This is a genomic window from Carboxylicivirga litoralis (genome assembly GCF_025499605.1).
GTDB classification, from domain to species: Bacteria; Bacteroidota; Bacteroidia; order Bacteroidales; family Marinilabiliaceae; genus Carboxylicivirga; species Carboxylicivirga litoralis.
This window is the reverse complement of record NZ_JAFMVC010000003.1, coordinates 89,104-109,458: the sequence shown is the minus strand read 5'-3', so window position 1 is coordinate 109,458 and position 20,355 is coordinate 89,104. Positions and strand designations below refer to the sequence as shown.

At 40.5% G+C, this 20,355-nt stretch carries 14 protein-coding genes; 8 read left to right on the top strand and 6 right to left on the bottom strand.

What is annotated here, in order from left to right; all coding sequences use genetic code 11:
- Window positions 1-2: 2 nt before the first annotated feature.
- The gene (locus tag J1N10_RS04235; protein ID WP_262325430.1) at window positions 3-515 is read right to left on the bottom strand and encodes a YfiR family protein; all 513 of its coding nucleotides are present in this window, start codon (window positions 513-515) and stop codon (window positions 3-5) included.
- 215 nt (window positions 516-730) lie between these two features.
- On the opposite strand from J1N10_RS04235, the gene J1N10_RS04230 reads away from it, so the two are divergent.
- The 6 genes from J1N10_RS04230 (at window position 731) to J1N10_RS04205 (ending at window position 8,146) form a co-directional block, all read left to right on the top strand.
- A complete protein-coding gene (locus J1N10_RS04230) occupies window positions 731-1,780 on the top strand; it encodes a hypothetical protein (protein WP_262325429.1) in 1,050 nt (349 codons plus the stop codon).
- 70 nt (window positions 1,781-1,850) lie between these two features.
- On the top strand, window positions 1,851-4,259 hold the full coding sequence (locus J1N10_RS04225) for an efflux RND transporter permease subunit (protein WP_262325428.1): 2,409 nt from the start codon (window positions 1,851-1,853) through the stop codon (window positions 4,257-4,259).
- Window positions 4,260-4,272: 13 nt separating this feature from the next.
- Window positions 4,273-5,247 (top strand): polyprenyl synthetase family protein, encoded by a 975-nt coding sequence (locus J1N10_RS04220; RefSeq protein WP_262325427.1) that lies wholly within the window; start codon window positions 4,273-4,275, stop codon window positions 5,245-5,247.
- Window positions 5,248-5,281: 34 nt separating this feature from the next.
- Window positions 5,282-6,796, top strand: coding sequence for a F0F1 ATP synthase subunit beta (gene atpD / locus J1N10_RS04215; protein WP_262325426.1), 1,515 nt, complete (start codon window positions 5,282-5,284; stop codon window positions 6,794-6,796).
- Window positions 6,796-7,050 (top strand): ATP synthase F1 subunit epsilon, encoded by a 255-nt coding sequence (gene atpC / locus J1N10_RS04210; RefSeq protein WP_262325425.1) that lies wholly within the window; start codon window positions 6,796-6,798, stop codon window positions 7,048-7,050. The genes atpD and atpC overlap by 1 nt, the downstream gene beginning before the upstream one ends.
- A gap of 79 nt (window positions 7,051-7,129) precedes the next feature.
- Window positions 7,130-8,146: a glycosyltransferase family 9 protein gene (locus tag J1N10_RS04205; protein WP_262325424.1), complete on the top strand. Its 1,017-nt coding sequence runs from the start codon at window positions 7,130-7,132 to the stop codon at window positions 8,144-8,146.
- A 52-nt stretch (window positions 8,147-8,198) separates the two neighbouring features.
- Here J1N10_RS04205 and J1N10_RS04200 read toward each other — a convergent pair whose 3' ends face one another.
- Entirely contained in the window at window positions 8,199-8,816 is a 618-nt protein-coding gene (locus J1N10_RS04200) for an ankyrin repeat domain-containing protein (RefSeq protein ID WP_262325423.1), read from the bottom strand.
- Window positions 8,817-8,919: 103 nt separating this feature from the next.
- Window positions 8,920-10,104 (bottom strand): T9SS type A sorting domain-containing protein, encoded by a 1,185-nt coding sequence (locus J1N10_RS04195; protein WP_262325422.1) that lies wholly within the window; start codon window positions 10,102-10,104, stop codon window positions 8,920-8,922.
- Window positions 10,105-10,242: 138 nt separating this feature from the next.
- Here J1N10_RS04195 and J1N10_RS04190 point away from each other — a divergent pair, with 138 nt between their 5' ends.
- A complete protein-coding gene (locus tag J1N10_RS04190; protein ID WP_262325421.1) occupies window positions 10,243-11,661 on the top strand; it encodes a carbohydrate porin in 1,419 nt (472 codons plus the stop codon).
- 45 nt (window positions 11,662-11,706) lie between these two features.
- Here the strand turns inward: J1N10_RS04190 and metF are convergent, their stop codons facing one another.
- The 3 genes from metF to J1N10_RS04175 all read right to left on the bottom strand — a co-directional run bounded on the left by metF (window position 11,707) and on the right by J1N10_RS04175 (window position 18,248).
- The gene (gene metF, locus J1N10_RS04185) at window positions 11,707-12,660 is read right to left on the bottom strand and encodes a methylenetetrahydrofolate reductase [NAD(P)H] (protein WP_262325420.1); all 954 of its coding nucleotides are present in this window, start codon (window positions 12,658-12,660) and stop codon (window positions 11,707-11,709) included.
- Window positions 12,661-12,752: 92 nt separating this feature from the next.
- Window positions 12,753-16,490 (bottom strand): methionine synthase, encoded by a 3,738-nt coding sequence (gene metH, locus J1N10_RS04180; protein ID WP_262325419.1) that lies wholly within the window; start codon window positions 16,488-16,490, stop codon window positions 12,753-12,755.
- Between the two features lie 1,206 nt (window positions 16,491-17,696).
- On the bottom strand, window positions 17,697-18,248 hold the full coding sequence (locus J1N10_RS04175) for an REP-associated tyrosine transposase (RefSeq protein WP_262325418.1): 552 nt from the start codon (window positions 18,246-18,248) through the stop codon (window positions 17,697-17,699).
- A gap of 605 nt (window positions 18,249-18,853) precedes the next feature.
- Between J1N10_RS04175 and J1N10_RS04170 the strand changes: the two genes are divergently transcribed.
- The gene (locus J1N10_RS04170) at window positions 18,854-20,311 is read left to right on the top strand and encodes a trypsin-like peptidase domain-containing protein (protein WP_262325417.1); all 1,458 of its coding nucleotides are present in this window, start codon (window positions 18,854-18,856) and stop codon (window positions 20,309-20,311) included.
- Window positions 20,312-20,355 lie beyond the last annotated feature (44 nt).

Sequence of the window (20,355 nt, the reverse complement as noted above, 5' to 3'; positions counted from 1 at the left end):
TCTTATAAGCTAATTGCATTTGACATCCCTTCAAGCTTCGAGCTAATTTGCAAACCAAATTTAGCTGCGTTGGCTTTGTGGACCTCAAATTTAAGTTTATCATCTCTAACAACAAAGTTAATCATTGCCCCAGAGTTACACGCTCCTTCTGATTCGGTAATAATCAAGGTACTACCACCTTTAACTTTATCAACAATTGTTGAAGCATGCTTATTGAAATTAACGTTAGATGAAACGTAAACAACCTGGCAATCTACTACTTCCTCAGGTGATTTAAACTCTTTAATCACAACATTTTGGAAGCCGAATTTTTTGCCGGCCGACAACTTTCCTAACCAATCAGCAATTTCTCTGTCGCGCACAACTCCAATCACAAAATCACCTTGTTTAGCTGATTCTGTCCAACCTATGTGCCTGATAAAACTTAAAGTAAAAACTGACTTAAACTTTGCTACCTGTGCTTGTCCTGCTAATGGTAACATTAGTAATGCCAAAAAGAAAATAATCTTCTTCATAATAAAATCTGTCCTACGAAATTCAACATCTTAATGCGCTTTGGTACGCACCAGAAGATATTAAGTTTCTTTTTAGCCCAATATTTTTGATTTTTAGGTATAAACTAACCGAAATGATCATTTTTTATGATTCAATTCGCTTAACTTTGCCCCGATTTTACCATTTCCTGACCTGCTGTAAAATTAACACTGACGAGCAAAATCAATCAAATATAATGAAATACACTTCCTTAAGATTAGACGCGCAATTGCTTTTTATGGACAAAACCGATGAACTAACAAAAGAGATTCAATCGTTTTTATCTGATTTAAGCATCGCAACAAATACAATTGTTAAGGTTGAATGTTATGCTTCGGTTAACAATCAGGATGAATACACCACATGCCTGGATGCTTTCAATACTGTTTTAACAAGCGTTTTTAACAAACAAAAACCTGCCAAATTATTTATTGCACAGTCTTTGGCCGATGATGCACAAAAAGCATTATTTAAATTCAGTATTTGCGACGATAAAGAGTATTCGATCGAATACAAAGAATTTCAAAAACATCCGTATTGTTTGGTTAGTCGCAATGAAGAAAACATTTTGATTAGTGGTGGTATTTCATTTGATTCAACTATTGACACACTACGATTAGTTCAAAGCACCTTTGATTTTATGGAGCAATTGCTCGACCATGAAGAGATGCATTTTGGTCATGTTGCTTATCAGGCTAATTTCATCAACGATATTCAAAGTACTAAAAAAGATGCCACAACAGGCTGGACTAAGGCCCAAACCATTGATGAAATCCGTGCTCTTTATTTCGATCCTAATTTGTTTAGGCACGGTTACCCCTTGCAACACAACAGCCATATTAGTACAAGTGGTTTTATTATCGATTTTATGGCGTCATCAAAAGATGGCTTCCCAACAGCACAGTACAATTTAAACACCCAAGCTGAACAAACGCAAAATTGCTTCATCCCTGGTCTTAAAAAATTGCTGATCAAACCCCAAGTAAACCACGAAAAAACAAGCTGTGAACTACAATTAAAGTCGGCTTTGAATACTGTTAAAACAACTATTGACAATTGTGGTAAAGAAATTGATGACATGATAGATGAGATTAAGGTAACCATTTCTGACAAAAATAACCTTGACGGTATCGAAGCTATCATATCGGATACGATTAAAACCAACAAATTGGTTTTATTCCATTCGCCATTACAATCAACTGATTTAAAAGTGGATATTGAGGTTATATCCTCCGTTATTTGTTAAAATTAATCATTGCCAATACTACCCTTTTTACCTATTTTCGCACAACTTATAAGAAAGGAAAGAATAGCTGATGTGGATTAATATAGCACGCTTTATACTACGTAATCGAATTGCGATTTTAGTTGCCTTGTTTTTGGTAACTGTTTTTATGGGTATCATGTCTCGACGCATTGAGATGTCGTACCAATATGCTCCTTTGTTACCTGAGGATGATCCAACCTATGTTGAATACCAGGATTTCCTGAGCATTTATGGCAACGAAGGCAACATGGTCATTGTGGGTATTCAAAATGAAGATTTTTTTGAACTAAACGACTTCAATGTCTGGCAGGATTTTTCTGAATCATTACTTGAAGTCGAGGGTGTCACATCTGTTTTCTCAGTAGGACAGTCATACAACCTGAAAAAGAACAGCAAACAAAAACGCTTCGAAATTGAGCCTATTTTCCCAGAGCGTGTCAAATACCAAAGTGAACTCGACTCACTTAAAGAGGTATTTTACAACTTGCCTTTTTACAAGGAGCTGTTGTATAACAAAAGTAATGATGCCTATTTACTAGCCATTTCACTGGATGCCGACATTTTACACAGTAAAGAACGCGTCAAACTTATCAGTGATATTCAGGAAAAAGGGAAAGCTTTTGTTGAAAAAAGCAAACGTGAGATACATTACTCAGGCCTGCCATACATCCGTGTTGTAACAGCAGAGATGATTAAGAAAGAATTGAATATGTTCATCTTTTTGGCACTGGGCATCACCGCATTAATCATCTTCTTATTCTTCCGCTCATTTAAAGTGGTCATGTTCTCTATGTTGGTGGTAGCTGTGGCTGTAATCTGGGCGTTAGGCATTCAGGCCTTGTTTGGTTATAAAATCACCATTTTAACCGGGATGATTCCGCCTCTGATTATTGTAATTGGTATTCCCAACTCGGTATTCTTGCTCAATAAGTATCACCAGGAATACCGCAAGCACAAAAATAAAATAAAAGCATTGCAGCGTGTCATCCGTAAAATTGGTAATGCCACTTTCTTAACTAATTTAACAACAGCCTCTGGTTTTGCCACCTTTATTTTTACCAGTAGTAAAATATTAGTCGAATTTGGTGTGATTGCTGCCATCAATATTATGGTGGTGTTTGTGCTATCCATTTTTCTAATACCGATCATCTTCAGCTTTCTTGATGGCCCCAAAGAGCGCCATCTCAACCATTTGGATAACCAAATCATTGGCAACGCGGTGAATGGCTTGGTTAAAATATCCTTAAACCACCGCTCCAAGGTTTATTGGGTAGCTGGCATTATGTTGTTTTTGGGCATCATCGGCATCTTAAAAATTAAAACAACGGGCTACATGCTGGATGATATTCCGCACGACGACCCGCTATATGTCGACCTTAAGTTTTTTGAAGAAAACTTTAACGGTCTGATGCCTTTGGAGTTGATGATTGACACCAAGAAACCCAATGGAGCTATATCGGGCAGCAACCTGCGACGAATGGATAAACTGCAGGAAGAACTGAAAGAATTTGAAGCTATTTCGCATCCGCTTTCAATGGTGGAAGTGGTTAAGTTTGCCCGTCAGGCTTTTTACAATGGCAAAGAAAGACACTTTAAAGTACCGAGCAGCCAGGAACGTAATTTTATACTTTCTTATGTTAATCGCAGCAATAGCGAGGCAGCCAGCAATGGCTTGGTCACTACTTTTATTGACTCAACTAAACAACGCGCTCGTTTAAGTTTCCGAATGAAGGATATTGGCACAACAGAGATGGCGGTTTTGGATCAAAAAATCCGTGAAACCATCTCGAAAGTGTTTCCTGGCGATAAATATTATACTTCCTTAACCGGGGCTAGCGTCGTCTTTTTTAAAGGAACCGATTACCTGGTGCGCAACCTGTTTACCAGTTTAATGTTAGCTGTAGTACTAATCGCCTCATTTATGGCCTGGATGTTCTCATCGAAACGTATGGTGCTGGTATCGCTAATACCTAATATCTTTCCACTGATCATGACAGCAGCTTTAATGGGTTTCTTCCACATCCCTATTAAGCCATCTACCATTTTGGTCTTCAGTATTGCTTTTGGTATTAGTGTGGATGACACCATTCACTACCTTGCTAAATATCGACAAGAGCTATCTGAAACCAACTGGAGTATTCGTGCAGCCGTTGTACTAGCTTTAAAAGAAACCGGCGTTAGCATGATCTACACATCTATTATCTTGTTCTTTGGCTTTGGTATTTTTAGCGTATCGCAATTTGGCGGAACGGTGGCCTTAGGTGTTTTAGTGGCTGTCACACTCTTAATAGCCTTGTTTTCGAACCTCATTCTACTTCCAGCGTTATTATTAACATTGGAAAAATCAATTACCAATCAATCGTTTAAAGAACCATTGTTACATATCTATGACGAGGATGAAGACATTGAGCTGGAGGAATTGAGAATTGAAAACAAACAAGACAAAAAAACAGAATAACTTATCAATATCTATGTACAAAATATCTGACCTTCAAAAAATTGTTGAGAAAGAGCTTACCAAACAGCAATTTGTAGTTGAACCCAAAGGTTTATATGAACCCATTGAATATGTGATGGGTATGGGCGGCAAGCGTATTCGCCCTACATTATGCCTGGCAGGTTGCTATTTGTTTACAGATGAAATAGAACAAGCCGTTAAACCTAGTCTTTCATTGGAGATATTCCACAACTTCACCTTATTGCACGATGACATTATGGATAATGCTGATGTTCGTCGTAACCAACCAACCGTTCATAAGAAGTGGGATGAAAACACGGGTATTTTGTCGGGCGATGCCATGCTGATTAAAGCCTACCAGTATGCTACAAAAATTGACGGTCAGTACTTAAAGAAAGTACTGGATCTATTCAGTCAAACAGCTATTGAAGTATGCGAAGGTCAGCAATACGACATGGAGTTTGAAACGCGCGATGATGTGAAGGTAGAGGATTACCTGACTATGATTCGTTTAAAGACAGCTGTGCTTTTGGCAGCCAGTTTAAAAACAGGCGCTATCATTGGTGGAGCAAGTGATAAAGATGCCGATTTATTGTACCAGTTTGGCGAAAATATTGGCCTGGCTTTCCAGCTACAAGATGACTTTTTAGATGTTTACGGTAACATTGAAACGTTTGGTAAAGCCATTGGTGGAGATATTGTTGCCAATAAGAAAACATTTTTATTACTTAATGCGTTACAATTGGCGTCGGGTTCGTTGCAACAAGATCTGTTAACCTGGGTTAATGCCAAAGAGTTTGATACTACAGAAAAGATAGAAAGCGTTCGGAATATCTATAACTCGCTTAAAGTTGATGAGTTAGCAAAAGAGAAGATGAATTTCTATTTTGAAAAAGCTATCTCAGCACTCAATCAGGTAAATGGTCGCGACAGTATGAAAGAAGAGTTACGTCAATTTGCCATTAAGCTTATTGAACGTTCCCGATAAGGAACTTTAACAACGCGAGATTAATACGCATACTATGGAAAAATTGGTTGGTACCATCATTCAGATAGTTGGTCCTGTTATAGACGTTAGCTTTGACTTAAATGATCAAGAGCTTCCAAACATCTTAGATGCATTAGAAATTAAGCGCGAAGGGCATCCTTCAATCATCATTGAGTGCCAGCAACATATTGGTGAAAATACCATCCGTTGCATTGCCATGGACTCAACCGATGGTTTAACACGAGGGATGGAAGTCAGTCATTTGGGAAGCCCCATTACGATGCCGGCTGGCGAAAAAGTAAAAGGTCGCCTGTTAAACGTTGTGGGTAATGCTATTGATGGCATTGGTAACGTCACCAAAGAAGGCGGAAGCCCTATCCATAAAGCCCCTCCATCTTTTGAAGAATTATCAACCCAAGCAGAGATTCTCTATACGGGAATTAAGGTTGTTGACTTGATTGAGCCCTATGCCAAAGGTGGTAAAATTGGATTATTCGGTGGTGCCGGTGTTGGAAAAACCGTGTTGATTCAAGAGTTAATTAATAACATTGCCAAAGGACACGATGGTCTTTCGGTATTTGCCGGTGTTGGCGAACGCACGCGTGAGGGTAACGACTTGCTGCGCGAGATGATAGAGTCGGGTATTGTTAACTATGGCGATGCCTTCAAAGAAGACATGGAAAATGGTGGCTGGGACCTATCTAAGGTTGATAAAGACGCCTTGGATACATCTCAGGTAACCATGGTGTTTGGTCAGATGAATGAACCACCTGGAGCTCGTGCTCGTGTGGCTTTATCGGGGCTAACCATTGCCGAAAGTTTCCGCGATGGTGACGGAACAGGTTCGGGACGTGACGTTCTGCTCTTTGTTGATAATATTTTCCGATTTACCCAGGCTGGTTCTGAGGTGTCAGCCCTGTTAGGACGTATGCCATCAGCGGTAGGTTATCAGCCTACACTTTCATCAGAGATGGGTGCGCTGCAAGAGCGAATTGCATCCACTAAGCACGGTTCTATTACATCGGTTCAGGCCGTTTATGTACCAGCCGATGACTTAACTGACCCAGCACCTGCAACAACCTTTGCACACCTGGATGCCAAAACAGTATTGAGTCGTAAAATTGCTGAGTTAGGCATTTATCCGGCTGTGGATCCATTAGATTCTACTTCACGAATGTTAAGCCCTGAAATTGTTGGTAATGATCATTACAACACCGCTCAGGCCGTTATTGAAATATTGCAACGCTACAAAGAGCTTCAGGATATTATTGCTATCCTTGGTATGGAAGAATTATCGGAAGAAGATAAATTAGTTGTACACCGCGCTCGTCGTGTTCAGCGCTTCCTATCGCAACCATTCCACGTAGCTGAGCAATTTACTGGCCTGAAAGGAGTATTCGTTTCCATTGAAGATACTATCAAAGGTTTTAAGATGATTTTAAATGGCGAAGTGGACAAATACCCTGAAGCTGCCTTTAACCTGGTTGGAACCATTGAAGATGCTATTGCCAAAGGTGAAGAAATGTTGAAACAAGCTAAATCGGCCTAATGGAAGATCTGTATTGCGAAATAGTGACGCCTGATAAAGTCATTTATGGCGAAACAGTTGGTTTGGTAACAGTGCCAGGGGAAAAGGGTCAGTTTACCTTATTGAAGAACCATGCTCCAATCATTTCCGTTTTAAAAGAAGGAAAAATACGCGTCATCAGTAAAACTGGTCGTGAAGAGTATTACGACTGCAAAAGTGGTGTATTGGAGTGCGAAAACAATAAAGTGACTATTTTGATACATAAAGGCGCATAGTCGCTATATGATATAAACGAACTTAAATCCCGGCATTGCGTCGGGATTTTTTTATTTTTGCCCTACAAAAGTACGAGCAATGAAAATCCTTATTATACGACTCAGCTCCATCGGAGATATTATTCAGTGCATGTCGGTTGTGACCGGATTGAAGAATACATTTCCCAACGCCCAAATACATTGGGTGGTGCGTTCCGATATGCAATCATTGGTCAAAATTGATCCGCGCATTGATAAAGCCTGGGCTTTTGATCGTAAGGAAGGATTTGGAGGTGTATTTAAGCTCGGCGCAGAGCTAAAGAAGGAAAAGTTTGACTTAATATACGATGCACACAGTAACATTCGTTCCAACATATTAAAGCTGGTACTTTGTCCCTTTGGCATCTGTAACCTCATGAATAAGAATAAGCTGGTAACACGTCATAAAGATCGTTTTAAACGTTTTTTGCTTTTCAACTTTGGCATTAACAAGCTTCCTAAGCCATTTAGAGCATTGGCTTCATTTCAAACACCATTGGCAAAATGGAATGTAAAAGCGTTTAATACCCCTTTTGAAAATTGGGCTTTTCCACGTGAAACAGAGCAAAAAATTGAAGAACTCGTTTTAGCCAATCTACCTGAAGGCCAAAAATGGGTAGCCTTAGTTCCGTCGGCTGCCTGGGAGTTAAAACGCTGGCCTGTAAAATACTGGCAAAAATTGGTTGAATTAAGACAAGACTTGCACTTTGTTGTATTAGGTGGTCCTGGTGATGATTTCTGTGAAGAGATTCGTTCAGTAGCCCCCGAAAGGGTTATTAACCTGGCCGGCAAAACATCGTTAATGGAAAGCTTTTGCACCGTGTGGCATGCGCCCTATGTCATCAGTGGCGATACAGGCTTTTTACACGCCGCTGATTTGTTCCAAAAACCAGGTCAGGCCATTATTGGTCCAACAGCATTTGGTTATCCATCGAATCCAAAGATGAAGATTATGGAAGTAGATTTACCTTGCCGTCCCTGCACCAAAGATGGCAGTACCAAATGCAAGATAAAAGAAGAGAGGAAATGCCTGATGGACATCACCCCTCGTATGGTTGCTGATTCAATAGACTGGTAAACTGGTGAATCGTTGAAATGAAAAAACCAGAAACCCATTCGAATTTAGTCCATTACTTTAATTGCGATTGAATGTATTTGGCCGCCTCAGTATGCCCGTTTGTTTGAGCAAAATCAAGAGCTGATTCACCATCAATATCCACCTTGTTTAAATCTGCTCCGTTAGCCACTAAGAGCTTTATCACTCCAAGCTGCCCCTCACCAGCGGCAAACATAACTGGTGTCCAGTTTTCATGGCTATCGATGGCATTTACATTGGCACCTGCCTTAATTAACACTTCAACAGCCGCTTCAAATGGTCCGGTAGATGCAAACATCAGAGCAGTACGATTTAAGCCATCAACAGCGTCAATATTTGGTTTATGTTCCAATAGCAATTTGATAATATGATGATGACCATTATAACCGGACAACATTAGGGCAGTGTACCCATTTTCGTTTCGGGCTTCAATATCAACACCACTATCAATAGCCTTTTGTACCAAATCAATATTTCCGTTTAATGCTGCCTCGAAATACTCAGCCATATTGATAGCTGGCTTGGCAATTGCCTGCTCGGCACTTTCCGGCGTGACCGTATTTTCAGATTGTGACTGTTTTGTGGGCGATTGACATCCAAAACCTATTAGCAGTATAATTACCAATAGTCTACTCTTCTTAATTAATTTCATACCTGAGTTTTAAGTTTAAAGCGAATGTACACAATTGGCCGCATATAAATCTGGTATACACAAAGAAGAAGTAATCTTATACCGTTTATTAATTTGGTATTACTTAATTCTGAACAACTATTTTTTTCACAAAGGTCTTTCCGTCAACTGCCAGAGAAACAATATATAATCCATTGGGTAAATAACGAACTGACATATGAGAATCAGACACAAGCTGCTGAGAAATGCATTGACCTGTTAAATTATAAATAAATAACTGTGAGCGTCCTGTTAAGGATTCATCTAGCATTAATCGCTGATGGGTTACATCAAACTCGAGTTCAATTTGTTTTGTTTCGTCACCAACAGCGGTTGTTATACCATCCCAACCTGCCAAACGCGCCAAAATCCACCACATGGCATAAGCCTTTCGATTAGAAGTAATATGCTGGGTTGTATGTGAACCATACTCAACTTCACCATCCGGTATTAATTTATTCTCATAATAATCTTGTCCTAATATGGAAGCATTCTCAAAATCATGGTAGTAATTTCCGCCATAAAGTCTCGAATCACCATCATCACCAGCATCTTCGTAATAAATATCCTTCATGCAATAGCTGTCAATACTATAATAATCAAGACAATAATAACCCTTCAACTGGCAATAATTAGTAATCAAATCAGCTTGATTTTTAGGTTTACCGTCACCAATGTTATTATCAAGGTTGGCATGACCCGTCATAAAAATAAAGTGTACCGACTTTGATCGTTGCCCTTCCCCGCTACCAATTTTAGTTCCTCCAGATCCATATTCATTAATAAGCGTTTGCATGCCTGGCAAATAATTACCTGACACATCATGATCTTCAATATTACACCAACTCCACATCACTACATTAACACTAGCGTTAACCGGATCATCTAAAAAATTACGTGTAGCCTGCACAAAGGCCGTTTCTTGCTTACTGCTTAAGTCAGTAGCGTCGTCACCGGGAGCAGCATAGGCTTCAATGGCATAATCATATAAAGCCAACATATTGGTTTCTTCGCTATTTCGGCTTACAGCAAACAATTGCCGGTCGCCAATCTTATAATCCTGAAGGCCAAAAAGCCCATATGTCACATGCGTTCCGTGCGATGTGTGCTGGTAAGCAATCACAAAATCTTGTCGGGCTTTATCAATATACTGAACAGGAATACTTCGAATAACAGTTTCTTTAGCAACCTGGTAATTGGCTATATATTGCTGCGAATGAGTTCCACAAGAAGCCAGGTAATAAAGAATAACCAAGACAAATACTTTCATTTTTTTTAAGGTTTAAGAAACCAATATAAGGTCGTAGAAAGACGCGTGTCAACCATTCATCGTTTTTTAACTATTAAAAAAACACTATTTATATTCAATTTAGTTTTAATTATATTTATCAACCAAAAACCTAATTCCATGAAAATAAAATCCATTTCAGTTTTTGTACTGTGCTTATTATCTTTTACTTCCTCAGCACAAATAGCCTACGAACGCATTACAAACAAAAGCTTCTCATTAGGTTCTTATGGTCGAGCAGGCGTTGACTGGTCTGCAGAAAACAGTGGTTCTATAGGTCGGCGACTCAACCTTAATAACATGGGCTCCATAGGAGGACGCATGGAAGAACAGGATTATATGGAGCTCGTTCCCGCTTTTCATTTTAAACCTGTTGGCGACAATAACCCAACCAACATACATGTCCAAATGCGTTTATCAGCATTCTCAAAGGACTTAACACATATTGCTTATACTTCCACAGCCTCAAATTTAACTTTAGTGATGCCAGAGCTATTTGCAGAAGCGGAAAATATTGGAGGTTCTGGATGGACAATCTGGATAGGCGCTCGTCTATATCGTGGCACCGACATACACATTGCCGATCACTTTTACTTTAATGACCATTCTGGTCAAGGTGTTGGTTTCGAGTATAAAAAAATGCGCTTCGGAGGGCTATTTATCGCCTCAACAGATACAACTACTACATACCCACCATATTTCTACATCAATATTGCTACCGGAACTGCTTCGGCAGAACTTCGACAGCGGGTTAAAGTCTTTTTTGAATATGATTTTCATCTGAATGAGCAAAATACCTTAACCGCGTTATCCGAGATCCACTTTATGAGTGCGGCTCAAGATGAAGAGGATGCAGAAGAATTACCGGATGAAATAGATTATCCGAGAGACTATGGCTATGTCATTGGAGGGCGTCTAAAGTCGGACATTGACCTGTTTGGTGGTGTTACCAACCAATTTGCAGCCCGACTGGGCAAAGGAATAGCGAATGGTGGCGATGGCGGTCTGTCGAACACACACTTAACCTTTGGCGCACCTAATCTGGAGAATAAAAACTTCCGTAAGGCCTATTCTGTTTCCATTGTCAATGATTTATTTATAAAACACAATGAAAATACTAGCACCAGTGCTTACTTGATTTATACAAATAGCAAAGGTGCTGCAGATACAAATGGTGAAGCACCCAGCTATTATGGTAAAACAGTGCCATTCAACAAAAAAGTTGATTTTGCCATTGGAGCGCGTAATTCATATGCGTTTAGTAATTACTTTAAGTTGCTCACCGATTTGCACTATTCTCAACGTAAAGACGGTGACAATCCATGGGCAAGTGTTACTAAGCTAAGTTTAGCGCCAACCATCTGCCCAACAGGTGAAAAAGGTTTTTGGGCACGTCCTGAATTACGCTTTGTAGCGTCTTTTGCCTATTATAATGATTTTGCCAGTGAGGCCTTATACTCCCCGTATCTTCAAGTTGTTGGAAACCGGCGATTTGGTCACTATTTTGGTTTTAAAATGGAATGGTGGATTTGGAATTAAAGAAAGTGCAAAGTGCGTTATGCGCGGTGCACTTTGCACAATGTCTTAATAAATAGCCTCAGCCACTTTGCGTGTACTATTAGTGGCCATCATGGTATAAAAATGAAGGATCGGTACATTATGTGTCATCAGGTCTTTGGCTTGCTGAATGCACCATTCAACCCCAACCTGCTTCACCTCATCATTATTCTTACACTTCCTGATTTCTTTTGCAAAATCTTCAGGAATATCCACATGAAATATCTTAGGCAGCACCGTCAGTTGATTCATCAAGGTAATAGGCTTTAAACCCGGCACTATTGGCACATTAATGCCCAGATCCCGTGCTCTTTTTACAAAATCAAAGTATTTGGCATTATCAAAAAACATCTGAGTCACCACATATTCGGCTCCGGCATCAACCTTCTGTTTTAACCAATGTAAATCCGAATCCATATTTGGTGCCTCCTCATGCTTCTCTGGATAACCAGCAACACCATAGCTAAAAGGTGTATCGAAAGCATCGAGCAAAGTACCATCCAAAAACTGTCCGGTATTAAGCTCATTCACCTGATGAACCAAATCCAAAGCATACTGGTTGCCTTCGTCAGTGACAGAAGCAAAACGTGATTTATTAGCATTATCGCCTCGCAACAATAATACATCGTGTATACCTAAGAAATTAAGATCAATCAAAGCATATTCTGTTTCACTCTTGGTAAAACCACTACAAATAATGTGTGGTACAACCTTGATACCATAACTATGCTGAATAGACGCAGCGACAGCCACCGTACCCGGACGCTTACGAATGACTTTTCGCTCATACAAGCCATTGGCCGTGTCTTTGTATTGCATCTCATCACGATGCGAAGTAATATTGATATAGAGCGGATTAAACTCTTTGAGCTGCTCAATGGTATTAAACACTTTATCGATGCTATTACCTTTTAAAGGCGGTAACAACTCAAAGGAGAACCCGGTTTTTGAGGAGGATTTGATTAACTCAGCAACGGTCATTTTATTGTCAATTTGTTAGTGTGTTGATTTGCTTATTTGTGAAATGCCCATTTCAATTTAGCAACTCCGCAAATAAACAAATCAACATTTTTTTACTTATAATTCAGGTTAAGTGGAATCCATTTCTCCACATCTTCCACGCTTGTGCCTTTACGTTTGGCTACATCTTTCACCTGGTCTTCACCAATCTTACCCAATCCAAAGTAAATCGCATCAGGATGCGCCAGGTAAATACCACTCACCGACGCATTCGGATACATGCTAAAATGCTCTGTTAGCGTGATGCCGGCATTATCTTCAGCCGACAACAGGTCAAACAAAGTGCGTTTCTCACTATGGTCGGGACATGCGGGATAACCTAATGCTGGTCGGATACCACGATAACGCTCGCGAATCAGATTATCATGATTGATTTCCTCATCTGGTGCATAGCCCCAAAACTCGGTTCGAATGCGGTAATGCAGCAACTCGGCAAAAGCCTCAGCCAAGCGGTCGGCCAGTGACTTTAGCAGAATGCTGCTATAATCATCGTGGTCGGCTTCAAATTGCTCAATCCACTTTTCGATACCGATACCAGCTGTAACAGCAAAACCACCCACATGATCAAATCGTCCGCTTTCTTTCGGTGCCACGTAATCGCTCAGGCAATGGAAGGTTTCCTTACCCGGCTTGTCTTGCTGCTCACGCAAATGATGGAAAGTTGCTAAAAGATGCTCACGCGATTCATCGGTATAGACTTCAATATCGTCGCCCACACTATGAGCCGGGAAAATACCAAACACCGCATTGGCTTGCAGCATGTGTTCCTTCTCAATACGATCGAGCATAGCCATTGAATCTTTGTACAGTTTCAATGCTTCTTCGGCTTTTGCTTTCGCTTCTTCAGTGCGGAAACGCTCTAACCATTTAGCCTTTGAAGCTTCATCAACTACCGACTCCATATCGTTGTAGTTACCTGTCAGTTTCCAAGCCTGGTAGAAGAAGGTCCAGTCGATAAACTTACGAATTTCACTAATTGGGTAATCTTCTAATACGCGCACACCAACTTCGGCAGGCAAGGGCAGAATTGTATTGCTCCAGTCAATCTGGTGCTTTTTAGCACGCGCCTCTTCGATAGGCAAAAGAGTAATCGTCTTCTTAGCAGAGTTACGCTCACGCAAGCCTTCGTATTCAGCTTTTAAACCGCTTACAAAATTAGCTTTCTCTTTTGCTGATAGCAAGGCACTCACCACCTGTGCACTTTTTGAAGCATCCTTCACATGCACCACCGGATTATCGTACTCAGGCTCTATCTTAACAGCTGTATGAATCTTTGATGTCGTAGCCCCACCAATCATCAGCGGAATATTAAAACCACTGCGCTTCATCTCTTTGGCCACGGTCACCATTTCTTCGAGTGATGGAGTAATCAATCCACTAAGCCCGATGATATCGACACCGTGCTCTATGGCCTTTTTCAAGATTTCTTCGGTGGGCACCATCACACCCAGGTCAATCACCTGATAGTTGTTACAGCCCAGGATAACGCTCACAATGTTTTTACCAATATCGTGCACATCACCTTTTACGGTAGCCATTAGTATTTTACCATTACTACCTGAGCCTCCACCTTCGGCTTTTTCTTTCTCGATGATTGGTTGCAGGATAGCCACCGCCTTTTTCATTACACGCGCTGTTTTAACCACCTGTGGCAAAAACATTTTTCCGCTTCCAAATAGCTCCCCAACTACGTTCATGCCGCTCATCAGTGGCTGTTCAATAATTTCGAGGGCAGTAGGATATTTCTCAAGCGCTTCGGCTAAATCCACATCCAAGTAATCGCTGATACCCTTAACTAAGCAATGGCTCAAGCGCTCTTCCAGTGTTCCTTCGCGCCAGGCGGCTACCTGAGCTTCTACCTCTTCTTGCTGTGTGTTTTTTATGGTCTCGGCATATTCCACCAATCGGTCTGTGGCATCGTCACGTTTGTTGAGTACCACATCTTCAACATAAGTCAGCAATTCTTTAGGTATATCATCGTACACCTGCAGCATAGCAGGGTTAACAATACCCATGTCCAGCCCTTGCTGAATGGCATAGTACAAGAACACCGAATGAATGGCCTCGCGCACCACATTATTACCACGGAACGAGAATGACAGGTTACTGATACCACCACTAATGTGCGCATGTGGCAAATTGGCTTTTATCCAGGTACAGGTATTGATAAAATCGACCGCATAGTTGTTGTGCTCTTCAATACCTGTGGCAATGGCCAACACGTTAGGGTCGAAAATAATGTCCTGTGGCGGGAAGTTCACTTTTTCGGTCAGTAGCTTATAGGCACGTCCGCAAATTTCTTTACGACGCTCAAAGCTATCGGCTTGTCCTTTTTCGTCGAAAGCCATCACTACAACAGCTGCCCCATATTTCTTCAAAGTGCGGGCATGCTCTAAGAACAGATCCTCGCCTTCTTTCAGGCTGATACTGTTCACCACCGACTTACCTTGCAGACATTTTAACCCGGCTTCGATGACGTCAAACTTTGATGAATCGACCATAACCGGAACTTTTGACACATCCGGGTCGGACATCAACATATTAAGGAAGGTCACCATCTCCTCTTTGGCATCTAACATGGCATCATCCATGTTGACATCCACTATCTGGGCACCATTCTCTACCTGGTGACGGGCAATATCGACCGCCTCTTCGTATTTCTTTTCTTTGATTAACCGCAAGAACTTGCGTGAGCCAGCCACGTTACAACGCTCGCCTATATTCACAAAATTGGCGTCCTTTCGCATTTGTAAGGACTCCAATCCACTTAAATGGGTGATGTCGGAAGGCTGAGTTTTTATATGACCGTTGTAGCTTTGCGCCACTTTAGCCATAGCTGCAATATGCTCGGGTGTGGTTCCACAGCAACCACCAATAATATTCACTTTACCATCGGCCATCCATTCGCCCACCAGCTTCGACATCTCGTCGGGTGTTTGGTCGTACTCTCCAAACTGGTTAGGTAAACCGGCGTTGGGGTGTGTACTGATATAGAATGGCGCATTCTTTGATAACTCGGTTACATAAGGCTCCAGCTCTTTGGCGCCCAACGAGCAGTTGAGACCAATACTCAAAATGTCCATGTGTGAGATGGAATCGATAAAAGCCTGCAGCGTTTGTCCCGACAGGGTACGACCACTGGCATCGGTAATGGTACCTGACACCATAATCGGCATTTTAACACCCAGCTCGTTTAGTACCTCATCAATGGCCATCAAAGCTGCCTTAGCATTCAAGGTATCAAACACTGTTTCGATCATCAGCAAATCAGCACCTCCTTTAATCAAGGCGGTAACCTGCTCTTTATATGCTTCCTTCACCTCATCGAAAGTAGTGGCACGGTAACCCGGGTTATTGACATCGGGCGATAAAGACAGTGCTTTATTCAAGGGCCCGATGGAACCACAAACAAAGCGGGGTTTATCAGGTGTAAGAGCTGTATATTCCTGCGCTACTTCTTTGGCAATCTTAGCCGACTCAAAATTGATGTCCCAAACAGCGGCCTGCATATCGTAATCGGCCTGCGAGATAGAGGTGGCGTTAAAAGTATTGGTCTCGATAATGTCGGAACCAGCCTCCAGGTACTTGGCGTGAATCTCTTTAATAATGTGTGGCTGCGTTATCGACAGGATATCGTTATTCCCCTTAATGGGCATATGATAATCTTTAAAGCGCTCACCCCTGTAATCTTCTTCCTCCAATTTATAGGTCTGAATAAGGCTACCCATAGCACCGTCGAGCAACAGTACACGCTCCTTAATGACTTTATACAACAATTCCGTTTGCGTCATGATATTAAATCAATTGAAAATGTGGTTACTTTTTTATGGTTTTGTTTTACTTCAACTCAATTGAGCAGTAAAGGTGGTTTTCAACTACCTAACAATCGTTTTCATTAATGGTTAAGTGCTGAATCACCAAAATTACGATATTTTTTAGCAATTAGGCATTCTAGCATTATGAAGTATGGCACGTGCGAGTGAAATTGGAAAAATCAATCGTTTTACCACTAAGATTCTATGTCTAATTCCAATTAGTGCCTGTTAGATTATTTATATACTTAGCACAGATTACAAATCTGCGCTAGCGGGTGACTATTTAAACCTCGTATTTTATCGATACTACCTTCAGCACTCCATTAAAGTAGCTAACATGAAGATATATCTTTACAGGTTTTACTCTATACGGAGTATTATAACTCACAATAATTTGATTAACATTATTCTCACTTTGCTCTACTTGCAGTGAGTTAATCATAGAGTTAGTTATATCTTGAGAATTAAGGAACGGATCATATTCTAAACTATCAAAAGTGTTATAAAGATTCTCAGTACAAATTGATTTCCTTAAACTATCAATTTGATTATATTCTTGGTCAAACGCTATACAATATTTCTTATAAAAATTCCTAATAATGTCTTCATTTACACTAGTCTTATTTTGACAATGAATCCCTACACTCATGAAAACATTTAATGATAATATAATAAAAGTCCTTTTAAATCGCATATTATATATTTCCTGGTTCATATAATTCAACTTTCCCTATGCTGCCGCGCGAATCCCATATGCTTGCGCGAATTTACAATCCGTGCCTATTAATTTATATACTTAGCACAGATTACAAATCTGCGCTAGCGGGGGCTTCTTTTTGTAATTACTGACTAGAAATTCTATTCAGAACACCTACTAAGAACGCAATAAAAGAGACTATATACACACATAAAATTGATATATACATAATTCTTCTCTTCCAAGATATACCAGTTCCTAATAACCTTAAAAAAGCAACCGGGTCTTTGTGGTGGTCATTAAACAAACTAATATCCTGTCCATGTTCTTTTAATATAAACTTTATAAAATAACTCGTGATAATAAAAACCCCTAAGGCCAAGAATAGTGTTCCTTCTGTCATACTTTAATAATTTACACATTTCTTGATAAAAGCTAAGTCCTAATCCCCCATGCTGCCGCGCGAATCCTTTCGCGTGGTGCCATTATTTACTAACAATCACATCCAACAAGCCTTTTTCTCCGCTATAATCCAGTGCACTACTGTATACATAATCCTCAGGACGGAAAACTAAACCTTCTTCAACTGGATTATTATGGATATAACTTATTTTCTCATTTATTACTTTATTGCTCCACAATTCAATTGGCTTATTATCATGCCGCCAAAACTGATAATGATTAACATTTGATGATTTTAATGCTGCTTTCGCAAATTGTTCTACCAACCATTCTTTACGGCTTTCTCTTGGATTAATTTTTATCGCTTTAATAATCTCATTGCTGGTAAAACGTTTAAAATCGCCTAACAACAACTCCGGTTTCTGACCATTAATACTTCTAAATATCAAATGAACATGATTGGTCATTATGCACCAGGCAAATAGTTCCATTCCTTTGTTTCTCTGACAAAACTCCAAACTATCAAGCAGTATATTTTTGTATTCATTTCGAGTAAATACATCTAACCACTCTACCACTGCAAAGCTAACAAAATAGACACCTTCTGGATTATGGAACTTATAGTTACGGCTCATAGAACCAAATATAAACAAAGCTGCACTTTTTAATGCAGCCTTGTTTATTATTTATCGTTTACCACGCGAAAGGATTCGCGCGGGAGCGGGGGGGGGTAAAGGGAGTACTTACCTGTTCGAAGCCGGGCGTTGTTAGGGCATTGTTGTCAATAAGCTGCATTATGCGAGCTCCAAGGTTGTGGGTTTCGCCTAATTGCAGGCGAGTTAGGGCAATCGATTTGATCATATTACTTGTTTTTTAGTTAAACAAGACACTAATTTAATTTTAATATTTGAAAATACAATGATTATGTTTCTTAACATCAGGGGAATCGCTTTTAAAAACAAATATACCACCCCGCCTGTCGGCACCCCTCCTTAAATTCAGAGCTTGTCCCGACTTTGTCAGGAAGGGGACGAGATTGCATCACTCTCCTCCTTTTGAAGGAGGAGTACCACGAAGTGGGGAGGTGGTTAAAATGGCTAAAAAGCGATTTCCCTGTTCTTTACATCCTTATGCTCGGCCATTCATCAATTTATAATCGTATTTAATCTATTCCCATTCAATAATACACAACCATTACCCCCTAATTTTGTTATTTTTGAGCTATTGTAACCGTAAGCCTATGACAATTGCCAAACTCATATCAGTCCTGTTCATAATTGCTTTGCCCTTGATGGCGCAAGGGCAATCCATTGTTGAAATCATTAATTCAACAGAAAAGGCTGTGTTTGAAACCCGCACCTACAACAGTGCCGACCTGATGACAGGCAGGGCTTCGGGCTTCTTTTTGAGTAGTGATGGACTCGGCATTACCATGGGTCATATTTTTGAGAAAGCCGATTCGGCTGTTATCACCACGCGCAACGGTAAAACATTTGAGGTGCAGCGAATCGTTTCTATCCATCCGCAAAGCAATCTGGCATTGATTAAGGTGGAACAAAACCGACAAAAAACCTTTAGCTTTTTATTGCCGGCCAAACAGTCGTTCAAACAAAATGAAGAATTACTGTTTTTTACCCACCCCATCGAGTCGGACGATGGCATGACCATTGGCCCGGTTAACGATTTAAGTTACTTCCCCTATCTGTCGCGCACCGGATTGGTTGATGGCAGCTATTTTATTAATTCAGCAGGCGCACCGGCCATCAACCGCAGCGGTCAGCTGTGTGGCATCATCAATGTTTCGCGCAACGGCATGCATAAAGTTCTGTATAATACTTATCTGCTTAACGACTCCAATTGGGTAAATATTAATATTCCGGTTAAGGAAATAAGCCATTATCAGAATAAGCGCGAATACCTGGACTCCTACCTCAGCCAGTCGATTCTTAATATTATAAGTCTGCAATACATTGAGGCGGCTAAAAATTTAAGTAAATACATTAAAAAGCACCCGGAAGATGATGTCGCTCATTGCCTGAGAGGCTACGCACGTTTTCATTACCAAAATATGGTAGGCAGTCGTGAAGACATGAATATTTGTTACGACCTAAACCCCGATGGGTTTCTGCAATATTATTTCAAGGCACTCTTCAACATGAGCCAGGCTAAGAATGAGGAGGCCCGCATTAATTTAAACCTGTGTTTGGATAAAAAGGTTGATTTTGCACCGGCAATCTGTCAATTGGCTTTATTGAACTTTGAAAAGGACAAAGATGTCAAAACAGCTTTCAACTGGTATTCGAGTGCCATCGATGCCGATTCCTTACTGGCCGTTGCCTACTACGAACGGGCACGTTTACGAATGCAACATTCATCGGACGAGGAAGCTACTTTAGACGATATTAATAAAACCATTTATCTCGATCCTGACCAATCAGGGATATACTCCATACGAGGCACCATCTATTTCTCCAACCAGGATTACCTTCCCGCTATTCAGGACTACGACCGGGCCATCGAAAAAGACATAAAAGATGTACACGCCTGGTTTAACCGCGGTGTTGCTCACTACAATTTAGGCCTCCACCAAAAAGCATGCTACGACTGGGAAAGAGCAGGTAAGCTGGGTAACTACGATGCCTTTAAATACATCTCGCGCTATTGCAAAAATGTGAAGCGTAATGTGTATGGACGGTAAGAGGTTTAGGTTTTTGTGCTTTTCGGTTTTCAATTCAACAGTTC